The following is a 25,284-nucleotide window of genomic DNA, read 5'->3' on the forward strand; positions in this document are numbered from 1 at the left end:
CTTGTTGACGCCGCCCCGCCTGTCAGCCTACCGATGAAAGCCGGATGCGCCATCAAGCTCGGGAAACGAGCGATTGGCCGGAAGCTTATTGAGGGAGGAGATCGCATGGCAGGGCTGCTTGCTCTATCCAGAGCCATCGACCGCATGAACGAAGTCGTCGGCAGATGGGTCTCGTGGCTCATTCTGCTTGCGGTACTGGTCAGCGCGGGCAACGCCGTCATTCGCAAGACATTCAACATGTCCTCGAATGCCTGGCTGGAATTGCAATGGTATCTTTTCGGCGCCGCATTCCTGCTCGCCGCCGCCTACACGCTGAAGCAGAACGAGCATATCCGCATCGACATCATCTACGGCATGTTCTCACGCCGCAAGCAGCACTGGATCGACCTGTTCGGGCACGTCTTCTTCCTGATGCCCTTCGTCCTCCTGATGATCTTCTATTTCGTACCCTATGTCAGCCTGTCCGTCCGCAACGGCGAAATGTCGTCCAGCGCCGGCGGCCTGATCATCTGGCCCGCCAAGGCGATGCTGTTGATCGGCTTCCTGCTGCTCGGCTTCCAGGGCATTTCCGAGATCATCAAGAAGATCGCAATCATGCGCGGCGACATGGATGATCCAACACCGTTCATATCGGCTCATGAGGCAGCTGTTGCCGAAGGCGAAGCATTGGCGAAAGAGGTGCAAAAGTGATCCACTTCATCGCCGAGAACATGGCGCCGATCATGTTCTTCTGCCTCATCATCTTCCTGCTGCTGGGGTATCCCGTCGCCTTCTCGCTCGCCGCCAACGGCCTGCTCTTCTTCTTCATAGGCGTGGAACTCGCGCCTTTCTCCAGCGGCTCGATCAACCTGTCATGGCCTTTGCTCTATGCCATGCCCGAACGATTATGGGGGGTGATGTCGAACGACACATTGCTCGCCATCCCCTTCTTCACCTTCATGGGCATCGTGCTCGAGCGCTCCGGCATGGCCGAGGATTTGCTCGATACGATCGGCCAGCTTTTCGGCCCGATCCGTGGCGGCCTCGCCTATGCGGTGATCTTCGTCGGCGCGCTGCTGGCGGCAACCACCGGCGTGGTGGCGGCATCTGTCATCGCCATGGGCCTGATCTCGCTGCCGATCATGCTGCGCTATGGCTATGACCGCCGCGTCGCGTCGGGCGTCATCGCCGCCTCGGGAACGCTGGCGCAGATCATCCCGCCGTCGCTGGTGCTGATCGTCCTGGCCGACCAGCTCGGCCGCTCGGTCGGCGACATGTACAAGGGCGCGCTGATCCCCGGCCTGGTGCTGACCGGGCTCTACATCCTCTACATCCTGGTCATGTCGATCGTCCGGCCGAAATCCATGCCGGCCCTGCCGCTCGAGGCGCGCACGCTCGGCCATGGCGTTACCTCGCTTTTCGTGGCGCTGGCAGCAGCCTTCGCGGTCGCTTACGTCGCCCATGTGCTTCTCACCCCGACTTTCGGCGTGGATGCAGACATCTGGGGCGCGGTGGTCGGCATCATTCTCATCTACATCTTCGCCATCGTCGACCGGGCGATGGGCCTCAACATCATGTCGAGGCTGGCGCAGCAGGTCATCATCGTGCTGATCCCGCCGCTGGCGCTGATCTTCCTGGTGCTGGGCACGATCTTCCTCGGCATCGCCACGCCGACCGAAGGCGGCGCCATGGGTGCCGTCGGCGCGCTGATCATGGCGGCGGCCAAGGGCCGCCTGTCCATGGAAGTCGTCAAGCAGGCACTGGCGGCAACGACGCGGCTGTCGTCCTTCGTGCTGTTCATCCTGATCGGCGCGCGCGTCTTCTCGCTCACCTTCTACGGCGTCAACGGCCATCTCTGGGTCGAGCACCTGCTGACCTCGCTGCCCGGCGGCGAACTCGGCTTCCTCATCGTCGTCAACGTGCTGGTGTTCTTCCTGGCCTTCTTCCTCGATTTCTTCGAGCTGGCCTTCATCATCGTGCCGTTGCTGGCGCCCGCTGCCGACAAGCTCGGCATCGACCTGATCTGGTTCGGCGTTCTTTTGGGCGTCAACATGCAGACCAGCTTCATGCATCCGCCATTCGGTTTCGCGCTGTTCTACCTGCGGTCGGTGGCGGCCAAGGTGCCCTATCTCGACAAGGTCACCGGCAAGCGGATGCAGCCCGTCACCACCGGCCAGATCTACTGGGGCGCGGTGCCGTTCGTCTGCATCCAGGTCGTCATGGTCGGACTGGTTATCGCCTTCCCGCAGATGGTCATGCATTACAAGGGACCCGTGGTCGATCCCAACTCCATCCAGATAAAGATGCCGGATATGCCGGGTCTCGGCGGAGGCGGCCTCGGCCTGCCACCGCTCGGCTCACCGCCGCCTGCGGGCGGAGGCACCGCACCGGCAAACCCGACTCTGCCGGCAAACGACCTGTCGAAGCCGCCGAGCTTCAACTGATCGGCAAAAGAGCCCGGGCAATGCGCCGGGCTCTTTCTTTGAAGATGCAGGCAACAAAAAACCCCGGAACGATCGTTCCGGGGTTTTTCATTGAGAGCAGGTTCCTGCGATCAGAGCTTGCCGTTACGCTGCTGGATCATCATGAACGTATCGTAGTTGTACTCGGCGATCTGCGCCCAGAGATAGTGCTCCTTGCGGAAGTCCTTGATCGAATCCCAGATCTTCTTGAAGGCCGGGTTGCTGGCTTCCATTTCGGCATAGACCTCGTTGGACGCGTTGAAGCAGGCTTCGAGGATTTCCGGGCTGAACGGGCGAAGCTGCGCGCCGCCGGCGACCAGCCGCTTGACGGCCGGCGGGTTCACGAAGTCGTATTTCTGCAGCATGTTCGCGTCCGCAGCCTGCGAAGCGGTGTGCAACAGCGACTTGTAGGCCGGCGTAAGCTCTTCATACTTGGCCTTGTTGTAGAGGAAGTGGACCGTCGGGCCGCCTTCCCACCAGCCGGGATAATAGTAATAAGGCGCTACTTTCTGGAAGCCGAGCTTCTCGTCGTCGTAAGGCCCGACCCATTCGGCCGCGTCGATCGTGCCCTTTTCCAGCGCTGGGTAGATATCGCCGCCGGCGAGCTGCTGCGGCACCACGCCGAGCTTTTCAAGCACCTTGCCGGCAAAGCCGCCGACGCGGAACTTCAGGCCCTTGAGGTCGTCGACCGAATTGATCTCCTTGCGGAACCAGCCACCCATCTGCACGCCGGTGTTGCCGCCCGGCAGGCCGAACAGGCCCTGCGTGCCGAGGAATTCGTTGAACAGGTCGATGCCGCCGCCATGATAGTGCCAGGCGTTCATGCCGCGCGCATTGAGCGAGAACGGCACGGCCGCACCCAGCGCCCATGTGGGGTCCTTGCCCCAGTAATAATATGCCACCGTATGACAGGCTTCGACCGTACCGGCAGAGGTTGCATCCGCAGCCTGCAGGCCGGGCACGAGTTCACCTGCAGCGAAGGGCTGGATGGTGAAGTTGCCATCGGTCGCTTCGGACAGGTATTTCGACAGCACTTCGGCGCCGCCATAGATCGTGTCGAGCGATTTCGGGAACGAAGAAGCAAGGCGCCAGGTGACCTTGGGATTGGACTGGGCAATCGCGGGAGCGGCCAGCGTCGTCGCGGCGACGGCCCCGGCACTGGCCAGCCCGGCCTTGCTGATGAATGAACGGCGATCCATGAAGTTCCTCCCTATTGGACCAAGACAGAGGCCGGATACCTTTGAAATATCAGCTTTTCCGGCGTGAGCACCGCCCGAACAATACACAGCACTTGGTCCAAGTCCAGCACCGACGGGACAAACGGCACGCGCATGGTGTAAGAATTCTGAGTTGGCGCCGCGCGCCTAAAACTATAGTCTAAGAAGGTATTTTCTTCTCGCGAAACAGCCATGGAAAGCTGCCGGAATATCGCCTATTTTAAAGGCAGAATACCGTCTCGTCCTGAATCGGAAGCAACAGACAAAATGCACCAGCCGCTCGTCGCCATATCGACCGATGTACGCCAGTTCGACAACTACACGTGGCATGCCGCGCCGAAGCAATATCTCGAGGCCGCGGTTTCCGGGGCCGGCGTGTTCCCGGTGCTCGTTCCCAATTTCGGCGACCGGCTCGATCTCGACCAGCTTCTGGCCTCCGTCGACGGCGTCATGATCACCGGCTCGAAGTCGAACGTGCACCCTTCGCTTTACGGCGGCGACGCCAGCGAGGCCAACGGCCCCTACGATCCCGATCGCGACGCCACCACGCTGCCGCTGATCCGCAAGGCGATCGACTACGGCGTGCCGCTGCTGGCGATCTGCCGCGGCATCCAGGAAATGAACGTAGCCCTTGGCGGCACGCTGGCGACCGAGCTCCAGGAGCGCGAAGGCTCGCTCGATCACCGCGCGCCGGTGAGCGATATCCAGGACGAGCGCTTCGCCATCCGCCAGAACGTGACGATCAAGCCGGGAAGCTGCCTTGCCGGCATCTTCGGGCCCGGCGACATCATGGTCAATTCGGTCCACCGTCAGGGGGTCGACCGGCTCGGCTCACGGCTTCAGCTCGAGGCGGTGGCGGAAGACGGCACGGTGGAAGCCGTGTCGGCCAAGGACGCGCGCGCCTTCGCTGTCGGCGTGCAGTGGCATCCGGAATACTGGGTGCAGTCCGACAGCGTCTCGGCCCGCATCTTCAAGGCCTTCGGCGACGCCGTGCGCCAGCATGCCGTGGCAAAGCAGAGCGCAAGAAGCGCGGCGGAATAGAGCAATCTTTGACGGTGGAAGCGCTCCGAGGGCGAAACCTTGGAGCGCAACGCTGCCCCTCATCCGCCTGCCAGCCCCAAATACGTCTCAGCCCTTCACCTTCACATTCGCCGTCTCGGGCACCGGCGTCAGCGCAGCACCCTTTCCGAACCACGCAATGAGATTGTCGACCACGAGGTCGGCCATCCCGTCGCGCGTGTGGACCGAGGCTGAGCCGACATGAGGCAGCAGCGTCGCATTGGACAGGTCCAGCAGCGCCTGTGGCACATTTGGCTCGTCGGCGAATACGTCGAGCCCAGCCGCCGCGATGGTGCCGTTGCCGAGGGCGGCGGCAAGCGCCTCCTCGTCCACCGTCGAGCCACGGCCGATATTGACGAAAACGCCGTCAGGCCCGAGCGCCTTCAGCACCGCCGCGTTCACCGCCTTCTGCGTCGACGCCGTTCCCGGCGCCACCGAAATCAGCGTATCGACCGCGCCTGCAAGCCCCACCAGCGTCTCGTGATATTCATAAGCCAGGCCGTCCACGTGCCTGCGGTTGTGGTAGGCGACGGTCATACCGAATGCTTCCAGACGCTTCGCAATGGCGAGCCCGATGCGGCCCATGCCGAAAATGCCGGCCTTGCGACCGCGCAGGGTGAGCCGGCTCAGCGGATAGTTGCCGTCCTTCACCCAACGCCCGCCGCGCAGCCACGCCTCGGCGCGCGGCAGTTCGCGAACGGTGTTGATGAGCAGGCCGATTGCGGTGTCGGCGACCTCCTCGGTCAGCACATCCGGCGTGTTGGTGACCATGACGCCGTGCTTGCCGGCGTGCGCAGCATCGACGCCGTCATAGCCGACGCCGAAATTGGCGACGATCTCCAGCTTCGGCAAAGCCTGCATGAAGGCGGCACTCACCGAATTGTCGCCGAGCGACGGCGAGGCGGCGACGCCGCGCACCGTCTGCTTGAGTTCGTCCGTTATCAGCACCGGATCGATCTTGTCGAGGCGCACCAGCCGGAACGCCTCGCCGATGCGCGAGACCGATCGCGGGTGCAGTTTGCCGGGAACAAGGATCGTGATGGCGCTGAGATCGGTCATGCCTGCTTCTTTCGATGAGTATGGGGTGTTTCAGCCGCGCTCTACCGGCTTGCCTGTCGACTGCCGGACATGAAGCTCCGGCCTGATGAGTTCCTGCGACGGCCGAACCGATTGGCCGTTGAGCTTGTCGAGCAGCGCGCTGGCCGCCCGCCGTCCCACTTCGCGCTGGCCGTTCCACACGGTGGTCAGCGCCGGCGTGGCGATTGCCGCCTCCTCCAGATCGTCATAGCCGGTGACGGAGATATCGATGCCGGGCACCAGGCCCGCGCGGGCAATACCGTTCATCAGGCCGATGGCGACGAGATCGTTCCAGCAGCATGCCGCGGTAGGCTTGTCTTTCAACGCCAGGAACTGGCCGGCGGCCTCGAAGCCCGCCTGCTTGGTGCGCGGGCCGGGAATGCGCCAGCTTGGCCTGACCTCCAGCCCGGCAGCCTCCATCGCATTCAGGTAGCCTTGATAGCGATCGCGGCCCGTGGAAGTCTGGTCGGTGCCGCCGATCATGGCGATGCGCTTGTGCCCGAGCGAGATCAGGTGATTGGTGGCAAGACCGGTGCCGTAGGAATCGTCACCGCGGAAAACCGGCACTTCCGCCCCTTCCACCGTCCGCGCGATCAGCACCGCCGGCAGGCCGTTTTCCTCTGCCATGATGATATCTTCGGGCGGCGTACCGATCGCCGGCGACATGATCACGCCGTCCGCGCCGAGCTGCAGCAGCGTGTCTATGAAAGTGCGCTGCTTTTCGAGATCGTCGTAATGGTTGGACAGGATGAAGGTCTGCCGGCTGCGGTCTAGTTCGCTCTCGATGGAGCGCAGGATTTCGGCAAAGAAGGGGTTCATGATGTCATGGACGACCACCCCGACGATGCCCGACCGCGACGTGCGCAGGCTGGCTGCGCGCCGGTTGTAGATATAGCCGATGGCGCGCGCATGTTCCTTGATGCGGTCCCGCGTCGTGTCGGCCACGAGCGCGCTGTCGCGCAAGGCCAGCGAAACGGTTGCCGTGGAAACGCCGAGCGCATCCGCGATGGTCGAAAGCTTGATCTTCTGTGCCAGAACGTCCTCCCCCGAGCGACGATTTAAACTGTTTAAATCGGCTTATGCCATCGAACACCGGCAAATCAAAGCTTTTTTGCCAGATCCTCGTCTTCGGCATTGGGAACGGTGCGGTTCTTGAGGCGCAGCCGGTGCTCGCGGTGGACGATATAGAGGCCGCTGGCGACGATGATGCCCGCACCGACCAGCGTCCATTTATCCGGGAACTGGTCGAAAACCAGATAGCCGGCGCTGATCATCCAGACCATCTGGAGGTAGGGATAAGGGGCAAGCGCCGTCGTCGTCGCCTGCTTGTAGGCTTTTATCAGCAGCCAGTGGCCGAAGCCGCCGAAGAAGCCGAGCGCGAGCAGGATCGCCCAGTGGAACAGATCCGGCGGCATCGAAGCTGCATAGGGGACGGCAGGGGCCATCAGCAATACGGGCGTCAACGCCGAATAGAAGATCAGGCTCTCCGGACTCTCCTTCGCCGACATCGACCGCGTCATGATGACGTAGAAGCAGTAGCTCAGCACCGAGCCGAGCGCATAGAGATGGCCGGTCTGGAACGCGACGAAGCCGGGCCGCGTGATGACGATCACCCCGACCAGTCCCGCAAGGATCGCCATCCAGCGCCGCCAGCCTGCCCACTCGCCGAGCAGCGGGCCGGCAAGTGCGGTTATCAACATCGGCGCGAAGAAAGCGATCGACATGGTTTCGGCAAGCTGCAGCGAGCGCAGGGCGGCGAAATTGAAGATGGTCGAGCCGAACAGGAAGATGCCGCGCAACACCTGCAACGGCAGGTTCTTGACCCGGAACATCGCCGGATTGCGCCAGCCTCGAAACAACAGAAACACCAGCACCAGATGGGTCGCAAAACGCACCCACGAAACGAAGGCCGGGTCCATGCCCGACAGCACGAGATATTTCGCACTGGTGTCGAGGCACGAAAACAGGAGGCCGGCGCAGAATACGAACAGGATCGCGGATGCCGGTGTGGCCTGTTCGGAGGTGGCGGGAGGTGAACTCACGGGAAGCAGTCGATTCGGTGATCGTTATCCCCCGCTTGTCGGCCACCAGGCAAGCCGGTGCAAGTTGAAAAACACGGCAAGGCGCAATTGTCTGCTGCTGTAGCAGGATTGACCCGATCAGGCGTGCATGCGCGCGCCCTTGACGATCTTGTCGACCAGCTTCTTTTCGGCACGAAGCGCGATCCCCACCACCTTCGCATCGTCCGGCCCGAACTTGCCGAACACCTCCCGGTTGGCCACATCGTGACCGGTAGAGAACATCTCCTCGACATAGAGCGAGGTCTTCACGCCGCGCTCCAGCGAACGCTGATGGATCTTCGCCATCGTTGCGCCATCGGCGGAGAGCACGATGACGGGCTGGATCGACATCGGATTGTAGAGATTGCCGGCGGCATCGCGGTAGGCATCGCCTATGATGGCCGGAAACTGGGCGACGATGCCGCTGGCGAGGAAGGCCGTGACATTGAGTTCCTGCCAGGTGGCGAGATCGTCTCGCAGCACGATTGCAAATTTTGTATCGAACATGGAACGCCTTGATTTTATGCGGATGAGATTATGCCCGACGATCTAAGCACCGCGCCTGCCCAGGGTCTTGGACGTTTGTGCGCAAACGGGGATCACAACCGGATCATCTCGGCACCCGCGCTGGCCGGCATCGAGCGCATCGAAGCCAGATTCTCGGGCAATGCCTTCGACATGCATCGTCATGACACCTATGCGATCGGCGTGACGTTGCACGGCATCCAGACTTTTCGCTATCGCGGCCGGACGCGCCACAGTGCACCGGGGCAGATCATCGTGCTGCACCCGGACGAACTGCACGACGGCGGCGCCGGCACCGAGGACGGCCTGCGTTACCGCATGCTTTATCTGGAGCCGTCGCTGCTTCTCGAATGCCTGGGCCATGATGGCGCGTCGCTGCCTTTCGTTGCCGACCCGGTGCTTGACGATCGCGCCCTTGGCGCGACGCTGCTTTCGGCGCTCAGCCCGCTCGATCAGGCGCTGGACGAACTGTTTATCGACGATTTCGTAACGCAGCTGGCGCGCAGCCTGTCGCGGCATGCGGGCCGGCCGGCGCAACCGGTCGGCAAGCCGGCGCTGCGGGCAGCCAGCCTCGCCCGGGATTTTCTGGAGGCAAATGCCACGCGTCTAGTGTGCTCGGAGGAGCTGGAAGCCGTGACCGGTCTCGATCGCTATGCGCTGTCGCGGCATTTCCGGGCGGTGTTTTCGACAAGCCCGCATCGTTTCCTGTTGATGCGCCGGCTTCAGCGCGCACGCCGGATGATCGAAACGGGTGAATCGCTTGCAGAGATCGCAGTGGCCGCCGGCTTCAGCGACCAGAGCCATTTCAATCGACAGTTCAAGAAGGCTTACGGCCTGACGCCGGGCCGTTGGTCTGCTTTGACCCGTCCCGTATCAACGAGGGAATGTTTCAGCGTCGTGAGTCGGCTTGACGCCGGCTAACGCCCGTCGCGGACGCGCTTTAATCTTCCACCAGTTCGATCTCGTCGTCGGCCTCGATCGTGGCGGCATCGGAGAGATTGGCTTCGATCCGCGAAAGCAGTTTGGCGAGTGCCTTCTGGTCCTTCTTTTCGAGACCGCGAAACGCCTGCTTCTCGGTCTTGCGCACCGATTTCTCGATGGCGCGGATGGTGTCGCGGCCCGTCTCGGTCAGGAAGATATGCGCCTGGCGCGCGTCGGCTTCCGAGGCGCGCTTTTCCAGAAAGCCCTGCGCCTGAAGCCGGTTTATCGTCTTGGTGATGGTCGGCGGGCGCACGCCGAGCCGCGTCGCCAACTGGCCGGGCGTCTGCCCGTCCTCATGGTCCAGCGACAGCATGATCTGGTCCTGGCCGGCATAGAAGCCGTGCGCGAGAAGCCGCGACGCCAGTGCTGTCCGCGCCAGTCTTGCTGCCGAATGCAGCCGGCTCATGGTCGCGCTCTTATCTGCCTTGGCCATTTTTCACCTTTCCTGGCCGCGCCGTCGCCTTCAGCGCAGAATAGTCCCGGTCGTCACAATGGCAACCGGCAAACAGATATATTGCCGGCATTCGAGGCGAAGCTTTGCCGGCAATCGACGATTATGCCCGCAGCGCTAATGCCAGACGCATATTTCATTTAGATGACAAACTAAAAATGCTTTCTCGCAAACACAGATTTTTTGCCGACGGTTCAGGCATCCGCTTTCACGGCGACGACCAGCAGCGCCTCGTAGGCAGCCTTTGTCTCGCGCAGGGCAGCTTGCGACATCGGCCCGGCCTGACGCGCGATACCATCCTGCGCGTTGAACATATCGCGCTTTTCGGGCCGGTCCGTGTATGGCGCAGCGGTCGTGAAAAGGTGCTCGCTGAGATCGTCGGGGAAAAACAGCTGCCCGGTCATCGCCGAGTTGGCGTCGGTAAAGACCTTGAAATGGATATGCGTGGTGCGGCCACGATACCAGCCGGGATAGATCGTCTGGAACGAGGCTATGCCCTGCTCGTCGGTGTGCTGGATGCCGCGCAGGAATTTCTCGCCGCTCGTGTCGATGTCGCGACCATCGCCCTGCCGGGGATAGCCGGAATAGAGGCCCTTGGCGTCGCAATGCCAGATATCGACCCGCGCCTTCGCCAGTGGCCGGCACTGGCTGTCGACCGCTTGCAGGCGCACCGTCAGCGGCACGCCCTGCCGGCCTTCCGTGATGTCCTGCCGCTCGAGTTCGGGATCGAAATAGAATGGTCCCTCGGTTACTTCCGGCGTGATCGTACAGACCCCTGCTCCGGGCATCAGCAGCGACGCCTCGGCGAATGGCGACCCCACCGCCGCACGCGCGGCCGGCGTCACGAAGACGCCGCCGGTTGCCGTCACGGCGATCAGCCCGAGTGCCTGGCGGCGGTTCATCCTGGTCGCATATTGCCTGCCCGTCATTGAAACTTCCTTTGCAATGCTGAAGCCCCGGGCCTTCTATCTAGGCGCTTGCGCGCGCACATCCCAATGACATTTCGGTAATGCCGGCTGACCGGTGGAACTGCGTGGATTGGCACGTGCAAATCCGCTTTCAGCATCCTATATGGAGGCAACAATCTATCCGAGGACCATCATGAGCGAAGCACAGACGCAGATCCCGGTGACCGTCCTGACCGGCTATCTCGGCTCCGGCAAGACGACGCTGCTTAACCGCATTCTCTCCGAAAACCACGGCAAGCGCTACGCCGTCATCGTCAATGAATTCGGCGAAATCGGCATCGACAACGACCTGATCGTGGAATCCGACGAGGAAATCTACGAGATGAACAATGGCTGCGTCTGCTGCACGGTGCGCGGCGACCTGATCCGCGTCGTCGAGGGCCTGATGCGCCGTCCCGGCCGTTTCGATGCCATCGTCGTGGAAACCACCGGCCTGGCCGATCCTGTTCCGGTGGCGCAGACCTTCTTCATGGACGACGACGTCCGCTCCAAGACCAAGCTCGACGCCGTCGTGGCGCTGGTCGACGCCAAGCACCTGCCGCTGCGCCTGAAGGATTCGCGCGAAGCCGAAGACCAGATCGCCTTTGCCGACGTGATCGTGCTCAACAAGACCGATCTCGTCACCCCGGAAGAGCTGCGCGACGTGGAAGCCACCATCCGCGCCATCAACCCCGCCGCCGCCATCCATCGCACCACCCGCGCCGGCGTGCCGCTGGACACCGTGCTCGACCGCGGCGCTTTCGACCTGAAGCGCGCGCTGGAAAGCGATCCGCATTTCCTCGAAGCGCATGATCACGACCACGATCATGAATGCGGCCCGGATTGCGATCACGATCATCACCACCACGATCATGACCATGATCACCACCATCATCACCACGGCGAGGCCTCCTCGATCCATGACGTGACGGTGCAGTCGGTCTCGCTGCGCGGCGGCGAGATGGACCAGAAAAAATTCTTCCCCTGGATCGAGAAGATCACCCAGATGGAAGGTCCGAACATCCTGCGCCTGAAAGGCATCATCGCCATCAAGGACGACCCGGACCGCTACGTCATCCAGGGCGTCCACATGATCGTCGAGGGCGACCATCAGCGCGCCTGGAAGGACGACGAAAAGCACGAAAGCCGCCTCGTCTTCATCGGCCGCGAGCTGGACGCCGAACGCCTGAAACGCAGCTTCGACGCCTGCCAGGCGGCTTGAGCTCCTGCCGGATATCTTGGCGCCCGACGTTGCCCCCCTCTGCCCAGCAGGGCAGAGGGGGGTGCGAAGAAATGTCAAGCTTCACTTGATTATAGCAATACGAGCTCGCCCATGCCCACAATCGCCCCGCTCGATCTCGAAGGTCACTGCATCGCCGCCGTCTTCCTCGGCGGCGTGCCGCATTTCGCGCTGGCCGATGGCGTCGTCCATCGGCTCGACCACGGCCACAAATGGACCGAGCTTCACGACGGGCTTCTTTCGACCGCCTACGATGCCGCCCGCTCGCGGCTGGTCACCGGCGGCGAGGACGGCAAGGTGCGCGCGATCGGCGCAAACGACGCCGTTGAGACGCTGGCCGAGGCCGGCAGGAAATGGATCACCAGCGTAGCCAGCGGCCCGCAAGGCGCCATCGCCTTTGCCACCGGCAAGACCGCCACGGTGCGCTTTGCCGACGGCAAGACCAGGGATTTCACCCATCCGCGCTCGGTCGAGGGCTTGGCCTTCGCACCCAAGGGCATGCGTTTCGGCGTTGCCCGCTACAATGGCGCGACGCTGCATTTCCCCGCCACCGAAGGCAAGCCGGTGGATCTCGAATGGGCCGGCGCCCACACCGGCATCACCTTTTCGCCCGACGGCAATTTCCTCGTCACCTCGATGCAGGAAAATGCCCTGCATGGCTGGAAGCTTGCCGACGGCAAGCACATGCGCATGACCGGCTATCCGCTGAAGGTCAAAAGCATGTCGTGGAGCGCCAAGGGCAAGTGGCTGGCAAGCTCCGGCGCGCCGGCAGCAATCGTCTGGCCCTTCTCCGCTAAGGACGGCCCCATGGGCAAGGCGCCGCTGGAACTCGGCACGCGCGGCAATGCCGCCGTCACCTGCGTCGCCTGCCATCCCAGCGAGGACATCGTCGCCATCGGCTATAATGACGGCATGATCATCGCCGCCCGCTTCGCCGACGCCAAGGAAGTGCTGCTGCGCCGCCCCGGCAAGGGCGCGATCACCGCGATGGCCTGGGACAATGATGAGCAGCGCATCGCCTTCGGGTCGGAGACCGGCGATTGTGGTGTGGTGGATATTACGGGCTAAGCTGACTTCGCAATAAACTTCAGACGCAACGCTGCCCCTCACCCTTACCCTCTCCCCGTCACTATACGGGGAGAGGGTGCCGGCAGGCAGGTGAGGGGCAGCGCCAACGTTCTATATGACTCACCATCACCCTGCCCTAACCGCCCGCCATTGCCTGACTTCACGCCGGACGCTACAAATCCGGCCTTCAGGGGCAAACAGGCAGGTAATCTTGCAATCATCGACAGGCGCCACCGCCACGCAGGGCGGCATTTCTTCCTCGCGGATAGACTCCATCCGCGCGGCCGAGGCAAAGATCTTCCGCAAGGCGCGGCCGAAATCGGAAGCTGCGGTCGGCAAGGGCGTGAAGGGCTTTTTCGGCGGCGTGCCAATGCACTGGATGAACGACTGGCCGACCCCTTTCCCGATCCTCGTCGAAAAGGCCAAGGGCGCGACCATCACCGATGTCGACGGCAACAAGCTTGCCGATTTCTGCCTCGGCGACACCGGCTCGATGTTCGGCCACTCACCCGCACCCGTTGCCAAGGCGATCCGCCGCCAGAGCCGGCGCGGCCTGACCTATATGCTGCCTTCGGAAGACGCGCTCGTGCTCGGCAAGCTGCTTTCCGAGCGCTTCGGCCTGCCGCACTGGCAGATCGCCACCACCGCCACCGACGCCAACCGTTTCGCGCTGCGCGTCGCCCGCGCGGTCACCAACCGGCCGAAGATCCTCGTCTTCAACGGCTGCTACCATGGCTCGGTCGATGAAACCTTCGTGCGGCTGGACAATGGCAAGCCAGCCAACAAGCCGGGTCTTGCCGGCGAATTCCGCGACCTGACCCAAGGCACGAAAATCGTCGAGTTCAACGACCTGCCGGCGCTCGAAGCTGCCCTTGCCGACCAGGATGTTGCCTGCGTCATCACCGAGCCGGTGCTGACAAATTGCTGCATGGTTCTGCCAGAGCCCGGCTTCCTCGACGGCCTGCGCAAGGCCACCCGCGCCACCGGCACGCTGCTGCTGATCGACGAGACGCACACCATCTCCACCGGCCCCGGCGGCTATACCCAGCGCTACGGGCTGGAACCGGACCTCTTCGTGCTCGGCAAGCCGGTCGCCGGCGGCGTTCCCGCCAGCGTGTGGGGCATGAGCGCCGAGGTTGCGGCACGCTACGAAGCCTATAACCGTTCCAAGCAGCCCGGCTATTCCGGCATGGGCACGACCCTGTCGGCCAACCCGCTTCAGTTCGCCGCCATGCGCGCCGCCCTCGAAGAGGTGATGACGGAGGAAAACTACGCCCATATGGAAAAGCTCGCCGGCAGGCTCGCCGCCGGGCTGGAGGCAGCGATTGCCAGGAACAAGCTGACCTGGCATGTGCGGCGCGTCGGCGCGCGCGTCGAATTCATTTGCGCACCCGGACCGCTGAAGAACGGCAGCGAGGCGGACGCCGCCCACGCTTCCGAGCTCGAAGCCGCAATTCACGTCGCGCTGGTCAATCGCGGCATCCTGATTGCGCCGTTCCACAACATGATGCTGATTTCGCCGGCCACCACCAAGGCGCAGGTCGACCGCCTGGTCTCGGCTTTCGGCGACATTGCCGCGCAACTCGCGGCGTGAGACAAGCGCCTTTCACAACAGAGTATCCCTGATGACTTCACCCACCGGTTCGACCGCCGACGAGGCCAAGGCGTTTCTCGAAGCGCATCCCGAGATCGAAGCCTTCGACATCGTGCTGACCGACGCCAACGGCATCGGCCGCGGAAAAATCATCCGCCGGCATGAGCTGATGGGCATCTATGAGAGCGGAAGGCACCTGCCCATCTCCATCCTCGGCCTCGACATCACCGGCGAGGACGTGCACGAAACCGGGCTGATCTGGGATTCCGGCGACGGCGACCTGCGCGCATGGCCGATCCCCGGCACGCTGAAGCCGCTGCACGCAACCAACCCGCCGCGCGGCCAGTTGCTGATGTCGATGTTCCATCTCGACGGCGCGCCGATGACCTCCGACCCGCGCCTGGCGCTGGTGCGGCAGGTCGAGGCGCTGGCAGTCAAGGGCCTGCATCCGGCCGGCGCATTCGAGCTCGAGTTTTTTCTGCTGGCAAACGAACGCGATGCCGAAGGCCGCGTCCAGCCGGCGGGTGCAGTGCTCGACGGGCGCAAAAGCGGCAAGACCGAGGTCTATTCGGTCGATCATCTCCATGGCATGGAGCCGCTGTTTTCCGACATCTACGCCGCCGCCAAGGCGCAAGGCATTCCGGCCGAGACCGTCATTTCCGAATATGCGCCCGGCCAATACGAGCTGACGCTGCACTACCGCAAGGACATCCTGCAGGCAGCAGACGACCTGCTGATGCTGAAGCGGCTGGTGCGCATGCAGGCGCGCCGCCACGGCGTCACCGCCTGCTTCATGGCCAAGCCGATCGAGAAATATGCCGGCTCCGGCATGCATCTTCATGTCTCGCTGCAGGACGATGCCGGCAAGAACGTCTTCACCGAAGCTAAAGAAGGCGCATGGTCGCCGGCGCTGCTGCATGCGTTGGGCGGGCTGGCTGAAACCATGGCCGAATCCATGCTGGTCTTCGCCCCGCACGCCAATTCCTGGCGGCGCTTCGTCTCGCAGTCCTATGCACCGGTCGCGCCGACATGGGGCGTCAACAACCGCTCGGTGGCGTTGCGCGTGCCGGCCGGCGACGCCAGGAACCGCCGCATCGAGCATCGTCCGTCTGGCGTCGATGCCAATCCCTATCTGGTCGCAGCGACCGTCCTTGCCGGTATTGCGAAAGGCCTCGACGAGAAGCTCGATCCCGGCCCGGAAACCACCGGCAACGGCTATGAGCAAGGCGCCTCAAGCAGCTCCATGCCCGCCGACTGGCGCTCGGCTATCGAGGCGGCGAAGGGTTCTTCCTTCCTCAAGCAGGCATTGGGCGAGGATTTGCACCGCACCTTCGTTGCGATCAAGGAAGCCGAACTGTTCCGCGTCGCCCGCACGGTGAGCGAGCTGGATTATCATCTTTATCTGCACGAGGTGTGAGGGAGAGAGGTGCGTCCTTCGAGGCTCGCTTCGCTCGCACCTCAGGATGAGGGAGGTTGGTGCAACCGGCGTTAACCCCCACCCCTAACCCCTCCCCACAAGGGGGAGGGGAATCTCGCTGCATGTACACCCTCCCCAATCTTCAACGTTCTTGGTTGCAGGAGCGACGAGATCGTTCCCCTCCCCCTTGTGGGGAGGGGTTAGGGGTGGGGGTGCTTCAAACACAACAGCCTCCGCAAGAGGTGGATAATCACCCCACCAATATCGCCCTGAGATCATTCACATTCGTACCCGTCGGCCCCGGCACGAACAAATCGCCAACTGAATTGAACGCCGTCCAGGCATTGTTGGCGGCAAGCATCGCCTTGGCATCGACGCCGGCTGCACGCATGCGCGCGACGCTCGTGCCGTCGGCAAAGGCACCGGCATTGTCCTCGGAGCCGTCAATGCCGTCCGTATCCGCCGCCAGCGCATGAATAGCCGACACACCGTCGATGCCGAGCGCGAAGGCGAGCAGGAACTCGCTGTTGCGGCCGCCCTTGCCCTTGGCACGCAGCGTCACCGTGGTTTCGCCGCCCGACAGGATCAGCGCCGGCTTTTTGAACGGCCGGTCTTTCGTCGCCACTTCGCGCGCGATGGCCGCATGGACCGATCCCACGTCGCGGGCCTCGCCCTCGATCGAATCCGAGAGGATCACCGCTTCGACGCCCTGCTTCTTCGCTTCCGCAGCCGCCGCCTCCAACGACACGGCAGCCGATGCGATCACCCGCACCTCGTGCTTGGCGAAACGGCTGTCATCCGGGCGCGGCGCGTCTGCTTGGGGCGTGTTCAGATGCGCCATCACGGCGTCGGGCAATTTCATGCCGTAGGTCGAAACGATCTTCAGCGCATCCGCGCGTGATGCCTCGTCCGGCACGGTCGGGCCGGACGCCACCAGCGCAGGATTGTCGCCGGGAATGTCGGAAACCACGAGCGACACGACACGCGCCGGATGCGCAGCAGCTGCGAGCCGCCCGCCCTTGATCGTCGAGACATGCTTGCGCACCGCATTCATCGCCGAGATCGGCGCACCGGAGGCAAGCAGTGCCTCGTTGACTGCGATTTCGTCGGCCAGTGTCAGGCCTTCGGGCGGCGACGGCAGCAAGGCCGACCCTCCGCCGCAGACCAGCGCGATGACGAGATCGTCTGCACTCAATCCGCTTACGGCATCGAGCAGCGCCTTCGACGCTTCAAGCCCCGCCGCATCCGGCACCGGGTGCGACGCCTCCAGGACGCGGATGCGCTCGCAAGGCGCGGCATAACCGTAGCGCGTCACGACGACGCCCTCGAGCGGGCCATCCCACGCCTTCTCCAGCGCCGCCGCCATCTGCGCCGCGCCCTTGCCCGCACCTATCACGATGGTGCGGCCCCTGGGCTTTTCCGGCAGGTGGCTGCGGATGGTCAGTTCGGGATCGGCGGCTGCAACAGCAGCATTGAAAATGGAGATGAGGAAGGTCTTGGGGTCGATGTTTTTCAGGTCAGCCACGCTCGATCATCCATGCCGGTATTGTTAGCAAACGCAGTGCTGCCCCTCATCCGCCTGCCGGCACCTTCTCCCCGTATAGTGACGGGGAGAAGAAGGCTGGCCGCAACGTTCACGCCCCCCTCTCCCCGTCTTTTACGGGGAGAGGGTAAGGGTGAGGGGCAGCACGAACCTTTCAAGCCTTTGCCTCAACCGGCAACGCCAGCGCCACATAATCCAGACCCAGATGCTCGCAAAGCGCGGCAACCACCACCTCGTGATCCTGCCTTTCCGGCAGCCCCGAAACGGTGATGCAGCCTATGACGCCGGCGCCGTTCACGGTCACCGGAAAGCCACCGCCGGCCAGCACATAGTCGGCTATGTCCAGCCCCTCGCCCGCCTTGAAGCTGCGGTCGGGGCGATCCTGCTCCAGCACCATGCGGTAGGTGCTTTTCAGGAAGCGTTTCACCACATTGATCTTGCGGCGCGCCCAGTCGGGATTGGATGCGTTCGAGCCGAGCATGGCGGCATAAAACAGCGGGCGGTCCCAGGTCCTGATATCGACGATGATGCCAAGACCGTCCTTCAGCGCGCGGTCGCGTATGCGCGAACCCACGGCAAAGGCAATCGCCTCGTCGAAGGCAGGAAACACCAGTTCCGTTTCCTGCCGAATGATCGTCTGGATATCGTCCGCCGTGCTCATATTCCCTCCGCAACCCGGTCGCGCCGATGACCGGTGCCGTGGTTTTATGGCATGATGACCGCGGGTCAAGCCCGGATCAGGCGGCGGCCATTTCCATCGTGCTCTTTGCCGGCCTGCCGGCGACGTAGACCTCGCGGATGGCGCGGTCGTCGCCCATGGTCTGGAGCAGAAACAGCTCCTCGGCGAGCGTTTCCACCCGCTCCATCCTCAGCCGCATGCCCGGCGTGGCACGCGAGTCCAGCACGACGATGTCGGCATCGGTGCCGGCGTCCAGCGTGCCGACCTTGTCGTCCAGCGACAGCGCCTGCGCGTTGCCAAGCGTCATCTGCCAGAAGGAGGCGAAGGGGGTGAGCTTCTCGCCGTTCTGCGCGATCACCTTGTAGCCCTCATCCATGGTGCGCAGCATCGAATAGCTGGTGCCGCCGCCGACATCGGTCGCCGCCGCGATGCGGATCGGTTTCTCGCGCTGCCGGTAACGCTGGTAGTCGAACAGGCCCGAGCCGAGGAACAGGTTGGAAGTGGGGCAGAACACCGCCACCGAACCGGTTTCCGACATCGCGTCGGACTCGCGCTCGGAGAGGTGGATGCAGTGGCCGAACAGGCTCTTCTTGCCGAGCAGCCCGTAATGCTCGTAGACGTCCGTATAGTCCTTCGACCACGGATAGAGCTGCTGCGTGAAGGCGATCTCGGCATGGTTTTCCGAAAGATGCGTCTGCATGTGCAGGTCGGGATGCTCGCGCATCAACGCCCCCGCCATCTCCATCTGCTCGGGCGTCGAGGTGATGGCGAAGCGAGGCGTCACGGCATAGTGCTGCCTGCCGCGCCCATGCCACTCGCCGATCAGCGCCTTGGTGTCGTCATAGCTCGATTGCGGCGTGTCGAGCACACCGTCGGGCGCATTGCGGTCCATCATCACCTTGCCGGCGATGGTCAGCATGTTGCGGTCATGCGCTTCGGCAAAGAAGGCTTCAGCCGACTGCCTGTGCACCGAGCAATAGGCCGCGACCGTCGTCGTGCCCTGGCGCACCATCTCGTCCAGGAACAGGCGGGCGATGCGGCGGCCATGCTGCGCATCGCGAAAATGCGATTCCTCGGGGAAGGTGTAGGTGTTCAGCCAATCGAGCAGCTCGGCGCCATAAGACGCGATGATCTGCATCTGCGGCACATGCACATGCGCGTCGATGAAGCCCGGTAGCAGCAGATGCGGCCGATGGTCGATGACCTGCACGCACGAGCCCGCTCGCGCTGCGATATCGGCATAGGCGCCGGCGGCAACGATCGTGCCGTCGCGCAGCAGCAGGCCGCCGTCCTCCTCGTAGCGATAGGCGGCGTGATCGTCGACGCTGTCGGGCCAGCGCAGGAAGGAAAGCGTGCGACCGCGAAGGAGTGTTTCCGTCATATTATTTCTTCTTCGCTTCTTCGAACCAGCTCACCAGCAGCGCCCGCTCCTGCGGGGTGATCGCGGTGACGTTGCCGGGCGGCATGGCGTGGCTGCGCCCGGCCTGGAGATAGATTTCGCGGGCGTGGGCGGCAATCGCCTCGTCCGTTTCGAGGATCACGCCCTTGGGCGCCTGATAGACGCCCTCATAGACCGGCTCCGCCGCATGGCACATGGAGCAACGGCCGAGCACCGTGTCGCGCACCGCCGGAAAATGCGACGAGGCGATGTAGACCTCCTCGCCGGCTGCCGCGGTCTTCGGCTCGCCGGTGAGGATCTTCGGCACCGTCGAAAGCCAGATGATGATGATGAACAGGATGACGGCTGCCAGCCACGTCCAGGTCGGGTTGCCCTTGCGGGCGTGCAGGCTGTTGAAATAGTGCCGGATCAGCACGCCGATGATGAACACCAGCGATGCGATCACCCAGCTGAACTGCGTGCCGAACGCCAGCGGGTAGTGGTTCGACAGCATCAGGAACAGCACCGGCAGCGTCAGGTAATTGTTGTGAAGCGAGCGCTGCTTGGCGATCTTGCCGTATTTCGGGTCGGGCTTGCGGCCTGCGATCAGGTCGGCAACCACGATCTTCTGGTTCGGAATAATCACCATAAAGACATTGGCCGACATGATCGTGGCGGTGATTGCGCCGAGATGCAGGAAGGCAGCGCGCCCGGTGAACAGATGCGTCAGCCCCCAGGCCATGAAAACCAGGATCACATAAAGGATCAGCATCAGCGCGGTATCGGCCTTGCCGATCAGCCAGCGGCACAGAAGATCATAGACGATCCAGCCGCCCGCCAGGCATGCCAGCGAAATCAGGATACCGACCGGCACCGAGACGTCGAGAACATTGCGGTCGATCAGGAACAGGTCCGCGCCGGCATAATAGACGATTGCCAGCATGGCAAAGCCGGACATCCAGGTGGCGTAGGATTCCCATTTGAACCAGGTGAGATGCTCGGGCATCTCGGCAGGCGCCACCAGATATTTCTGGATATGGTAGAAGCCGCCGCCATGCACCTGCCATTCCTCGCCGAAAGCGCCTTGCGGCAGGCCGGGGCGCTGGCGCAGGCCGAGGTCGAGCGCGACGAAATAGAAGGACGAGCCGATCCAGGCGATGCCCGTTATCACGTGCAGCCAGCGCACGGCGAAGCTCAACCAGTCCCATAGTATCGCGAAATCGTTCATGTCGGCCCTCTCTACCACCACGACTTTACGTCGTCCCGGCCAAACCGAAAGGGGCGAGGTACACGATGACTTTCAAAAAAAAATGTAAAATACTAGGATGATTATATCGTTCGCCAACGGAACAGCGGGTACGCATGGCCTATCTCGACAACATCGCCGTCTTCGTCCGCGTCGTCGAACTCGGCAACCTGTCGGCGGCCGGGCGCGACATGCGGATATCGCCTGCTGTCGCGTCGAACCGCATCAAGGAGCTTGAAAAACATCTCGGCGTGCGCCTGTTCAACCGCACGACACGGCAGTTGATGCCGACCGAACAAGGCACCGTGTTCTATGCCGGGGCCAAGCAGGTGCTGGAGGCGATCACAGAAGCCGAGGCCGCCGTCAGCGCGCTTTCCGGCCAGCCGCGCGGCACGATCAGGGTCACCGCCCCGCTCGGCATGGGCCGGCGGCTGATTGCCTCCGGCATTCCCGATTTCCACGACAAATATTCCGATATCGAAGTGCGGCTCCGGCTGTCGGACCACAATGTCGATATCATGAAGGAGGGCATCGACGTCGCCTTCCGGCTCGGCCTGCTGGAGGATTCCAGCCTCAGGATGCGCGGCATCATGGAGTGCGAGCGCGTGCTGGTCGCGGCCCCCTCCTATCTCGAACAGCGCGGCGAGCCGCAGACGCCGCAGGAGCTCGTCGACAAGAAGCATGATTGCCTGATGCTGCGCTTTCCCGGCATGCGCGAATTCTACTGGACGCTGAACACGCCATCCGGCCCGGCAAAGTTCGAGGTCCATGGCCCCTTCGATTCCGACGATGGCGACGTGCTGACCGGCTGGGCGCTGTCCGGGCGCGGCATCGTCAACAAGCCGCGCTTCGAGGTCGAGCCCTTCATCCGCGACTGGCGCCTGAAGGTGATCCTGCCCGAAACCCCACCAACCCCGATCCAGCTCGCCGCCGTCTATCCGCACAAGAACCTGCAGGACCCGAAAGTGCGCCTGCTGCTCGACTTCATGGCCGAGCGCTGCCAGCGGCTGATCAAGGACATTCTGGCAGGGAAGTAGTAGGGGTCAGGCGCTTTTTACGGCGCGTTCTTCCATCGAAACCGCTTGCGACGACGCATGCATCGCCAGCGCAGTCATGATCTCGGCAGCGGCGAGTGCGGCTATCACCGTTGGCCGCTTGTCCTTCACGGCATCGCCGCCGATCGGGGAAACCAGCCGCTCGAACTCGGCCTCGCTTCCACCACCCACCTTGAGAAACCAGCTCCGGAACGTCGCTTTCTTCGTCTTCGAGCCGATCATGCCGACATAGGCGGTGTCATTTCGTTTCAGAGCCTCGGCAGCGATGAGAAAATCCAGCGCATGGTCATGGGTCAGCACGGCGAAGGCCGAGCCTGAAGGGGCATCGCGAACCAAGGCCTCGGGCATGGCCGTCAAATGCGTTTCGACTGCATCCGAAATGCCTTCCAGCTCTTCGGCTCGCGTTTCCACGACAACGGTGTGCAAGGGAAGCAAGGCGGCGGACGCGGCAAGCGCCTTGCCGACGTGGCCACCGCCGAAAATGTAGAAATGCGGCAGGCGCTCTTCCTGGCGCTCGGCGGCATCGACCAGTTCATCGGCAAGGACGGGATCGACCGGGCGGATCAGAACCTCGACCCGCCCGCCACAGCACTGCCCGATCTCGGGCCCGAGTGGAACGTCGAGCGTGGCGCAGACCTCGTGAACATCGATGCGGTCCGATGCTGCCTGCCTGCGCAACAGCTGCCGCGCCTTGTCGATCGCCATATATTCGAGCTGGCCGCCACCGATCGTGCCGTGGATCGCTTGCTGCGACACGAGCATGTAGGCGCCCTTTTCACGCGGCGTGGACCCCCTGGTGCCGGCGACCTCGACAAAAGCCGCCTGCCCCGCGGAGCGGAGGAAGTCTTTCAGGTCCTGCACGTTCGAGGTCATGGTTTGCGTGCCCATTTCGGGAATATAGCAGTTCTTGCGGCAGATTTCCTGCCCCGTGCCCTTTCAGGCTTTGCCGGCCGCTTCCTTTTTCAGCCGCTCGACCGCCATCAGCACGCGTTCCGGCGTGGCGGGCGCGTCGAGGCGCGGGCAAATCTTGTGGTCGGCAACGCTCGCCACCGCGTCCGACAGCGCGTGCAGCACCGACATGCCGTGCGGCAGCGGCGGCTCGCCGACGGCCTTCGAGCGATGGATGGTCGGCTCATAGGCCTGCGACCAGTCGGTCAGCGCGACGTTGAAAATCTTGGGCCGATCCGAGGCGAGCGGGATCTTGTAGGTCGAGGGCGCATGGGTGCGCAGGCGGCCCTTGTCGTCCCACACCAGTTCCTCGGTGGTGAGCCAGCCCATGCCCTGGATGAAACCGCCTTCGACCTGGCCGATATCGATCGCCCGGTTCAGCGAGCGTCCTGTGTCGTGCAGGATGTCCGTGCGCTCGACCACATATTCGCCGGTCAGCGTGTCGATGGAAACCTCCGAACAGGCCGCGCCATAGGCGTAGTAGTAGAAGGCATGGCCACGGCCCTTCGCTCGGTCCCAGTGGATTTTCGGCGTCTTGTAATGGCCGGCGGCCGAAAGCTGGATGCGGTTGAGATAGGCCTGCTTGACCAGTTCGTTGAAGCTTATCTCCTGATTGCCGACGCGCACCCGGTTGGGCAGGAACACCACCTGATCGAGGGGCACCTGGTACTTTTCTGCCGCGAAATCGGTGAGCCGCTTGCGGATCTGCCGCGCTGCATCCTGCGCCGCCATGCCGTTGAGGTCGGCTCCCGAAGACGCCGCCGTCGGCGCGGTGTTGGGAACCTTGGCCGTGGTGGTGGCGGTAATCTTGACGCGGTCGAGATCGATCTGGAATTCCTCGGCCACAACCTGCGCCACCTTCAGATGCAGCCCCTGCCCCATCTCGGTACCGCCATGGTTCATATGCACGGAGCCGTCATTGTAGACATGCACCAGCGCGCCGGCCTGGTTGGACTCCGTCTTGGTGAAGGATATGCCGAACTTGACCGGCGTCAGCGCCATGCCGCGCTTGATGAAGCGGCTGTTGGCATTGAACGCATCAATCGTGCGGCGGCGGCCGGCATAGTCGGCACTTTCCTCCAGTTCCGCGACGATGCGGTGGATGATGTTGTCCTCGACCTTCTGGTGATAGGGCGTGACGTTGCGCTCGCCCGCAGCGCCCATCGGGTCGTAAAAATTCAGCTTGCGGATTTCGAGCGGGTCCTTGCCGACTGCGAAGGCCACCTCGTCGATGACGCGCTCGGCCCCGACCATGCCTTGCGGGCCGCCGAAGCCGCGAAACGCGGTGTTGGAAACCGTATTGGTGTAGAGCGGCGCCGACTTGGCGTGCACATGCGGATAGAAATAGGCGTTGTCGCAATGGAACAGCGCGCGGTCGCCCACCGGCCCCGAGAGATCGGCGGAAAAGCCGGCATTCAGCGCAAACATGAAGTCGACGCCGAGAATATTGCCCTCATCATCGAAGCCAACCTCGTAGTCGATGGCGAAGTCGTGGCGCTTGCCGGTGGCGGTCATGTCCTCGTCGCGGTCGAGCCTGATCTTGACGGCTCTGCCGTGCTTCTTGGCAGCGATCGCCGCGATGGCCGCGCATTGGTTGGCCTGCGTTTCCTTGCCGCCGAAGCCACCGCCCATGCGCCGCACTTCCACCGTCACGGCATGGCTCGGCACGCCAAGCACATGGGCGACCAGATGCTGCGTCTCGCTCGGCCCCTGCGTCGAGCAATAGACGATGACCTCGTCGTCCTCGCCCGGTATCGCCAGCGACACCTGGCCCTCGAGATAGAAATGATCCTGCCCGCCGAGTTTCATGCGGTTCTTGATCCGGTGCGGGGCGCTCGCAATGGCAGCAGCGGCATCGCCGCGCGTCAGCGTCAGCGGCGTCGTTACCTGCTTTCCTTTTTCGGGATCGAGGTTCCAGATGTCGAATATCCCCGGCAGTTCCTCGTATTCGATCTTCCCGAGGCGAGCGGCGGCGCGGGCCTGCTCGCGCGTTTCGGCAATGACGGCAAAGATCGGCTGGCCGTGGAACTGCACTTTGTCCTGCGCAAACACCGGATCGTCATGCAAGCCGCTCGGCGAGACGTCGTTTTCACCGGGAACGTCGGCATAGGTCAGCACGTCTACAACGCCGGGCGCTGCACGCACAGCCGACAGATCGACGGTCTTCAGCTTGCCATGCGCAACGCTCGACAGGCCGATGCCGACATGCAGCGTGCCCGCCGGCTCCGGCATGTCGTCGATATAGACTGCGGTGCCGGCGACATGCTTGTGCGCGGAATCGTGGCGCTGGTCGGTGTGCACGCCACCGGCGATCTTGGCGGCTTTCAGGTTTGACGAGTGCTTGTTCATGACCGTCAC

The 25,284-nt window shown here is 63.2% G+C and carries 22 protein-coding genes; 9 read left to right on the forward strand and 13 right to left on the reverse strand.

The window, feature by feature from the left end; all coding sequences use genetic code 11:
- Positions 1-105: 105 nt before the first annotated feature.
- Positions 106-690 (forward strand): TRAP transporter small permease subunit, encoded by a 585-nt coding sequence (locus tag BM413_RS17805; protein WP_091915412.1) that lies wholly within the window; start codon positions 106-108, stop codon positions 688-690.
- Positions 687-2,423, forward strand: coding sequence for a TRAP transporter large permease (locus BM413_RS17810; RefSeq protein WP_091915414.1), 1,737 nt, complete (start codon positions 687-689; stop codon positions 2,421-2,423). Before BM413_RS17805 ends, BM413_RS17810 begins: the two co-directional genes overlap by 4 nt.
- A 110-nt stretch (positions 2,424-2,533) precedes the next feature.
- Here the strand turns inward: BM413_RS17810 and BM413_RS17815 are convergent, their stop codons facing one another.
- On the reverse strand, positions 2,534-3,640 hold the full coding sequence (locus tag BM413_RS17815; protein ID WP_091915416.1) for a TRAP transporter substrate-binding protein: 1,107 nt from the start codon (positions 3,638-3,640) through the stop codon (positions 2,534-2,536).
- A gap of 285 nt (positions 3,641-3,925) precedes the next feature.
- Between BM413_RS17815 and BM413_RS17820 the strand changes: the two genes are divergently transcribed.
- Complete coding sequence (locus BM413_RS17820) at positions 3,926-4,699, forward strand: gamma-glutamyl-gamma-aminobutyrate hydrolase family protein (protein ID WP_091915419.1); 774 nt, start codon at positions 3,926-3,928, stop codon at positions 4,697-4,699.
- An 87-nt stretch (positions 4,700-4,786) separates the two neighbouring features.
- Here BM413_RS17820 and BM413_RS17825 read toward each other — a convergent pair whose 3' ends face one another.
- From BM413_RS17825 to BM413_RS17840, 4 genes are all read right to left on the reverse strand, one after another.
- Positions 4,787-5,776 (reverse strand): 2-hydroxyacid dehydrogenase, encoded by a 990-nt coding sequence (locus BM413_RS17825; protein WP_091915421.1) that lies wholly within the window; start codon positions 5,774-5,776, stop codon positions 4,787-4,789.
- A gap of 30 nt (positions 5,777-5,806) precedes the next feature.
- Positions 5,807-6,829, reverse strand: a complete 1,023-nt coding sequence (locus tag BM413_RS17830) for a LacI family DNA-binding transcriptional regulator (protein ID WP_091915423.1) — start codon at positions 6,827-6,829, stop codon at positions 5,807-5,809.
- A 65-nt stretch (positions 6,830-6,894) separates the two neighbouring features.
- On the reverse strand, positions 6,895-7,836 hold the full coding sequence (locus BM413_RS17835; protein WP_091915425.1) for a DMT family transporter: 942 nt from the start codon (positions 7,834-7,836) through the stop codon (positions 6,895-6,897).
- Between the two features lie 117 nt (positions 7,837-7,953).
- The gene (locus BM413_RS17840) at positions 7,954-8,361 is read right to left on the reverse strand and encodes a DUF2000 family protein (RefSeq protein ID WP_091915427.1); all 408 of its coding nucleotides are present in this window, start codon (positions 8,359-8,361) and stop codon (positions 7,954-7,956) included.
- Between the two features lie 30 nt (positions 8,362-8,391).
- On the opposite strand from BM413_RS17840, the gene BM413_RS17845 reads away from it, so the two are divergent.
- The gene (locus BM413_RS17845) at positions 8,392-9,300 is read left to right on the forward strand and encodes an AraC family transcriptional regulator (protein ID WP_091915429.1); all 909 of its coding nucleotides are present in this window, start codon (positions 8,392-8,394) and stop codon (positions 9,298-9,300) included.
- Between the two features lie 19 nt (positions 9,301-9,319).
- Here BM413_RS17845 and BM413_RS17850 read toward each other — a convergent pair whose 3' ends face one another.
- Positions 9,320-9,793 carry a MarR family winged helix-turn-helix transcriptional regulator gene (locus tag BM413_RS17850; RefSeq protein ID WP_091915431.1) on the reverse strand — a complete coding sequence of 158 codons (474 nt, stop codon included), beginning with the start codon at positions 9,791-9,793 and terminating at the stop codon, positions 9,320-9,322.
- A 212-nt stretch (positions 9,794-10,005) separates the two neighbouring features.
- Positions 10,006-10,740, reverse strand: coding sequence for an intradiol ring-cleavage dioxygenase (locus BM413_RS17855; protein ID WP_091915433.1), 735 nt, complete (start codon positions 10,738-10,740; stop codon positions 10,006-10,008).
- 172 nt (positions 10,741-10,912) lie between these two features.
- Between BM413_RS17855 and BM413_RS17860 the strand changes: the two genes are divergently transcribed.
- From BM413_RS17860 to BM413_RS17875, 4 genes are all read left to right on the forward strand, one after another.
- Positions 10,913-11,980 (forward strand): CobW family GTP-binding protein, encoded by a 1,068-nt coding sequence (locus BM413_RS17860; RefSeq protein WP_091915566.1) that lies wholly within the window; start codon positions 10,913-10,915, stop codon positions 11,978-11,980.
- 111 nt (positions 11,981-12,091) lie between these two features.
- The gene (locus BM413_RS17865) at positions 12,092-13,066 is read left to right on the forward strand and encodes a WD40 repeat domain-containing protein (RefSeq protein WP_091915436.1); all 975 of its coding nucleotides are present in this window, start codon (positions 12,092-12,094) and stop codon (positions 13,064-13,066) included.
- Between the two features lie 211 nt (positions 13,067-13,277).
- Positions 13,278-14,660 carry an aspartate aminotransferase family protein gene (locus BM413_RS17870; RefSeq protein ID WP_244537905.1) on the forward strand — a complete coding sequence of 461 codons (1,383 nt, stop codon included), beginning with the start codon at positions 13,278-13,280 and terminating at the stop codon, positions 14,658-14,660.
- A gap of 31 nt (positions 14,661-14,691) precedes the next feature.
- Entirely contained in the window at positions 14,692-16,077 is a 1,386-nt protein-coding gene (locus BM413_RS17875; protein ID WP_091915438.1) for a glutamine synthetase family protein, read from the forward strand.
- A 250-nt stretch (positions 16,078-16,327) separates the two neighbouring features.
- Here the strand turns inward: BM413_RS17875 and BM413_RS17880 are convergent, their stop codons facing one another.
- The 4 genes from BM413_RS17880 to BM413_RS17895 all read right to left on the reverse strand — a co-directional run bounded on the left by BM413_RS17880 (position 16,328) and on the right by BM413_RS17895 (position 20,905).
- Positions 16,328-17,593 carry a glycerate kinase type-2 family protein gene (locus BM413_RS17880; protein WP_091915570.1) on the reverse strand — a complete coding sequence of 422 codons (1,266 nt, stop codon included), beginning with the start codon at positions 17,591-17,593 and terminating at the stop codon, positions 16,328-16,330.
- A 181-nt stretch (positions 17,594-17,774) separates the two neighbouring features.
- The gene (locus BM413_RS17885) at positions 17,775-18,281 is read right to left on the reverse strand and encodes a heme-degrading domain-containing protein (RefSeq protein WP_091915439.1); all 507 of its coding nucleotides are present in this window, start codon (positions 18,279-18,281) and stop codon (positions 17,775-17,777) included.
- Between the two features lie 76 nt (positions 18,282-18,357).
- Positions 18,358-19,680, reverse strand: coding sequence for a guanine deaminase (gene guaD, locus BM413_RS17890; RefSeq protein ID WP_091915441.1), 1,323 nt, complete (start codon positions 19,678-19,680; stop codon positions 18,358-18,360).
- A gap of 1 nt (position 19,681) precedes the next feature.
- The gene (locus BM413_RS17895; RefSeq protein WP_091915443.1) at positions 19,682-20,905 is read right to left on the reverse strand and encodes a urate hydroxylase PuuD; all 1,224 of its coding nucleotides are present in this window, start codon (positions 20,903-20,905) and stop codon (positions 19,682-19,684) included.
- A gap of 134 nt (positions 20,906-21,039) precedes the next feature.
- Between BM413_RS17895 and BM413_RS17900 the strand changes: the two genes are divergently transcribed.
- Positions 21,040-21,960: a LysR family transcriptional regulator gene (locus BM413_RS17900; RefSeq protein ID WP_091915445.1), complete on the forward strand. Its 921-nt coding sequence runs from the start codon at positions 21,040-21,042 to the stop codon at positions 21,958-21,960.
- A gap of 6 nt (positions 21,961-21,966) precedes the next feature.
- Here the strand turns inward: BM413_RS17900 and xdhC are convergent, their stop codons facing one another.
- Both xdhC and xdhB read right to left on the reverse strand, forming a co-directional pair.
- Positions 21,967-22,851 carry a xanthine dehydrogenase accessory protein XdhC gene (xdhC, locus tag BM413_RS17905; protein ID WP_091915572.1) on the reverse strand — a complete coding sequence of 295 codons (885 nt, stop codon included), beginning with the start codon at positions 22,849-22,851 and terminating at the stop codon, positions 21,967-21,969.
- A gap of 63 nt (positions 22,852-22,914) precedes the next feature.
- Positions 22,915-25,275, reverse strand: coding sequence for a xanthine dehydrogenase molybdopterin binding subunit (gene xdhB, locus BM413_RS17910; RefSeq protein ID WP_091915447.1), 2,361 nt, complete (start codon positions 25,273-25,275; stop codon positions 22,915-22,917).
- Between the last annotated feature and the right edge of the window lie 9 nt (positions 25,276-25,284).

Source organism: Mesorhizobium sp. YR577, assembly GCF_900116595.1.
In the GTDB taxonomy this organism is placed as follows: domain Bacteria; phylum Pseudomonadota; class Alphaproteobacteria; order Rhizobiales; family Rhizobiaceae; genus Mesorhizobium_M.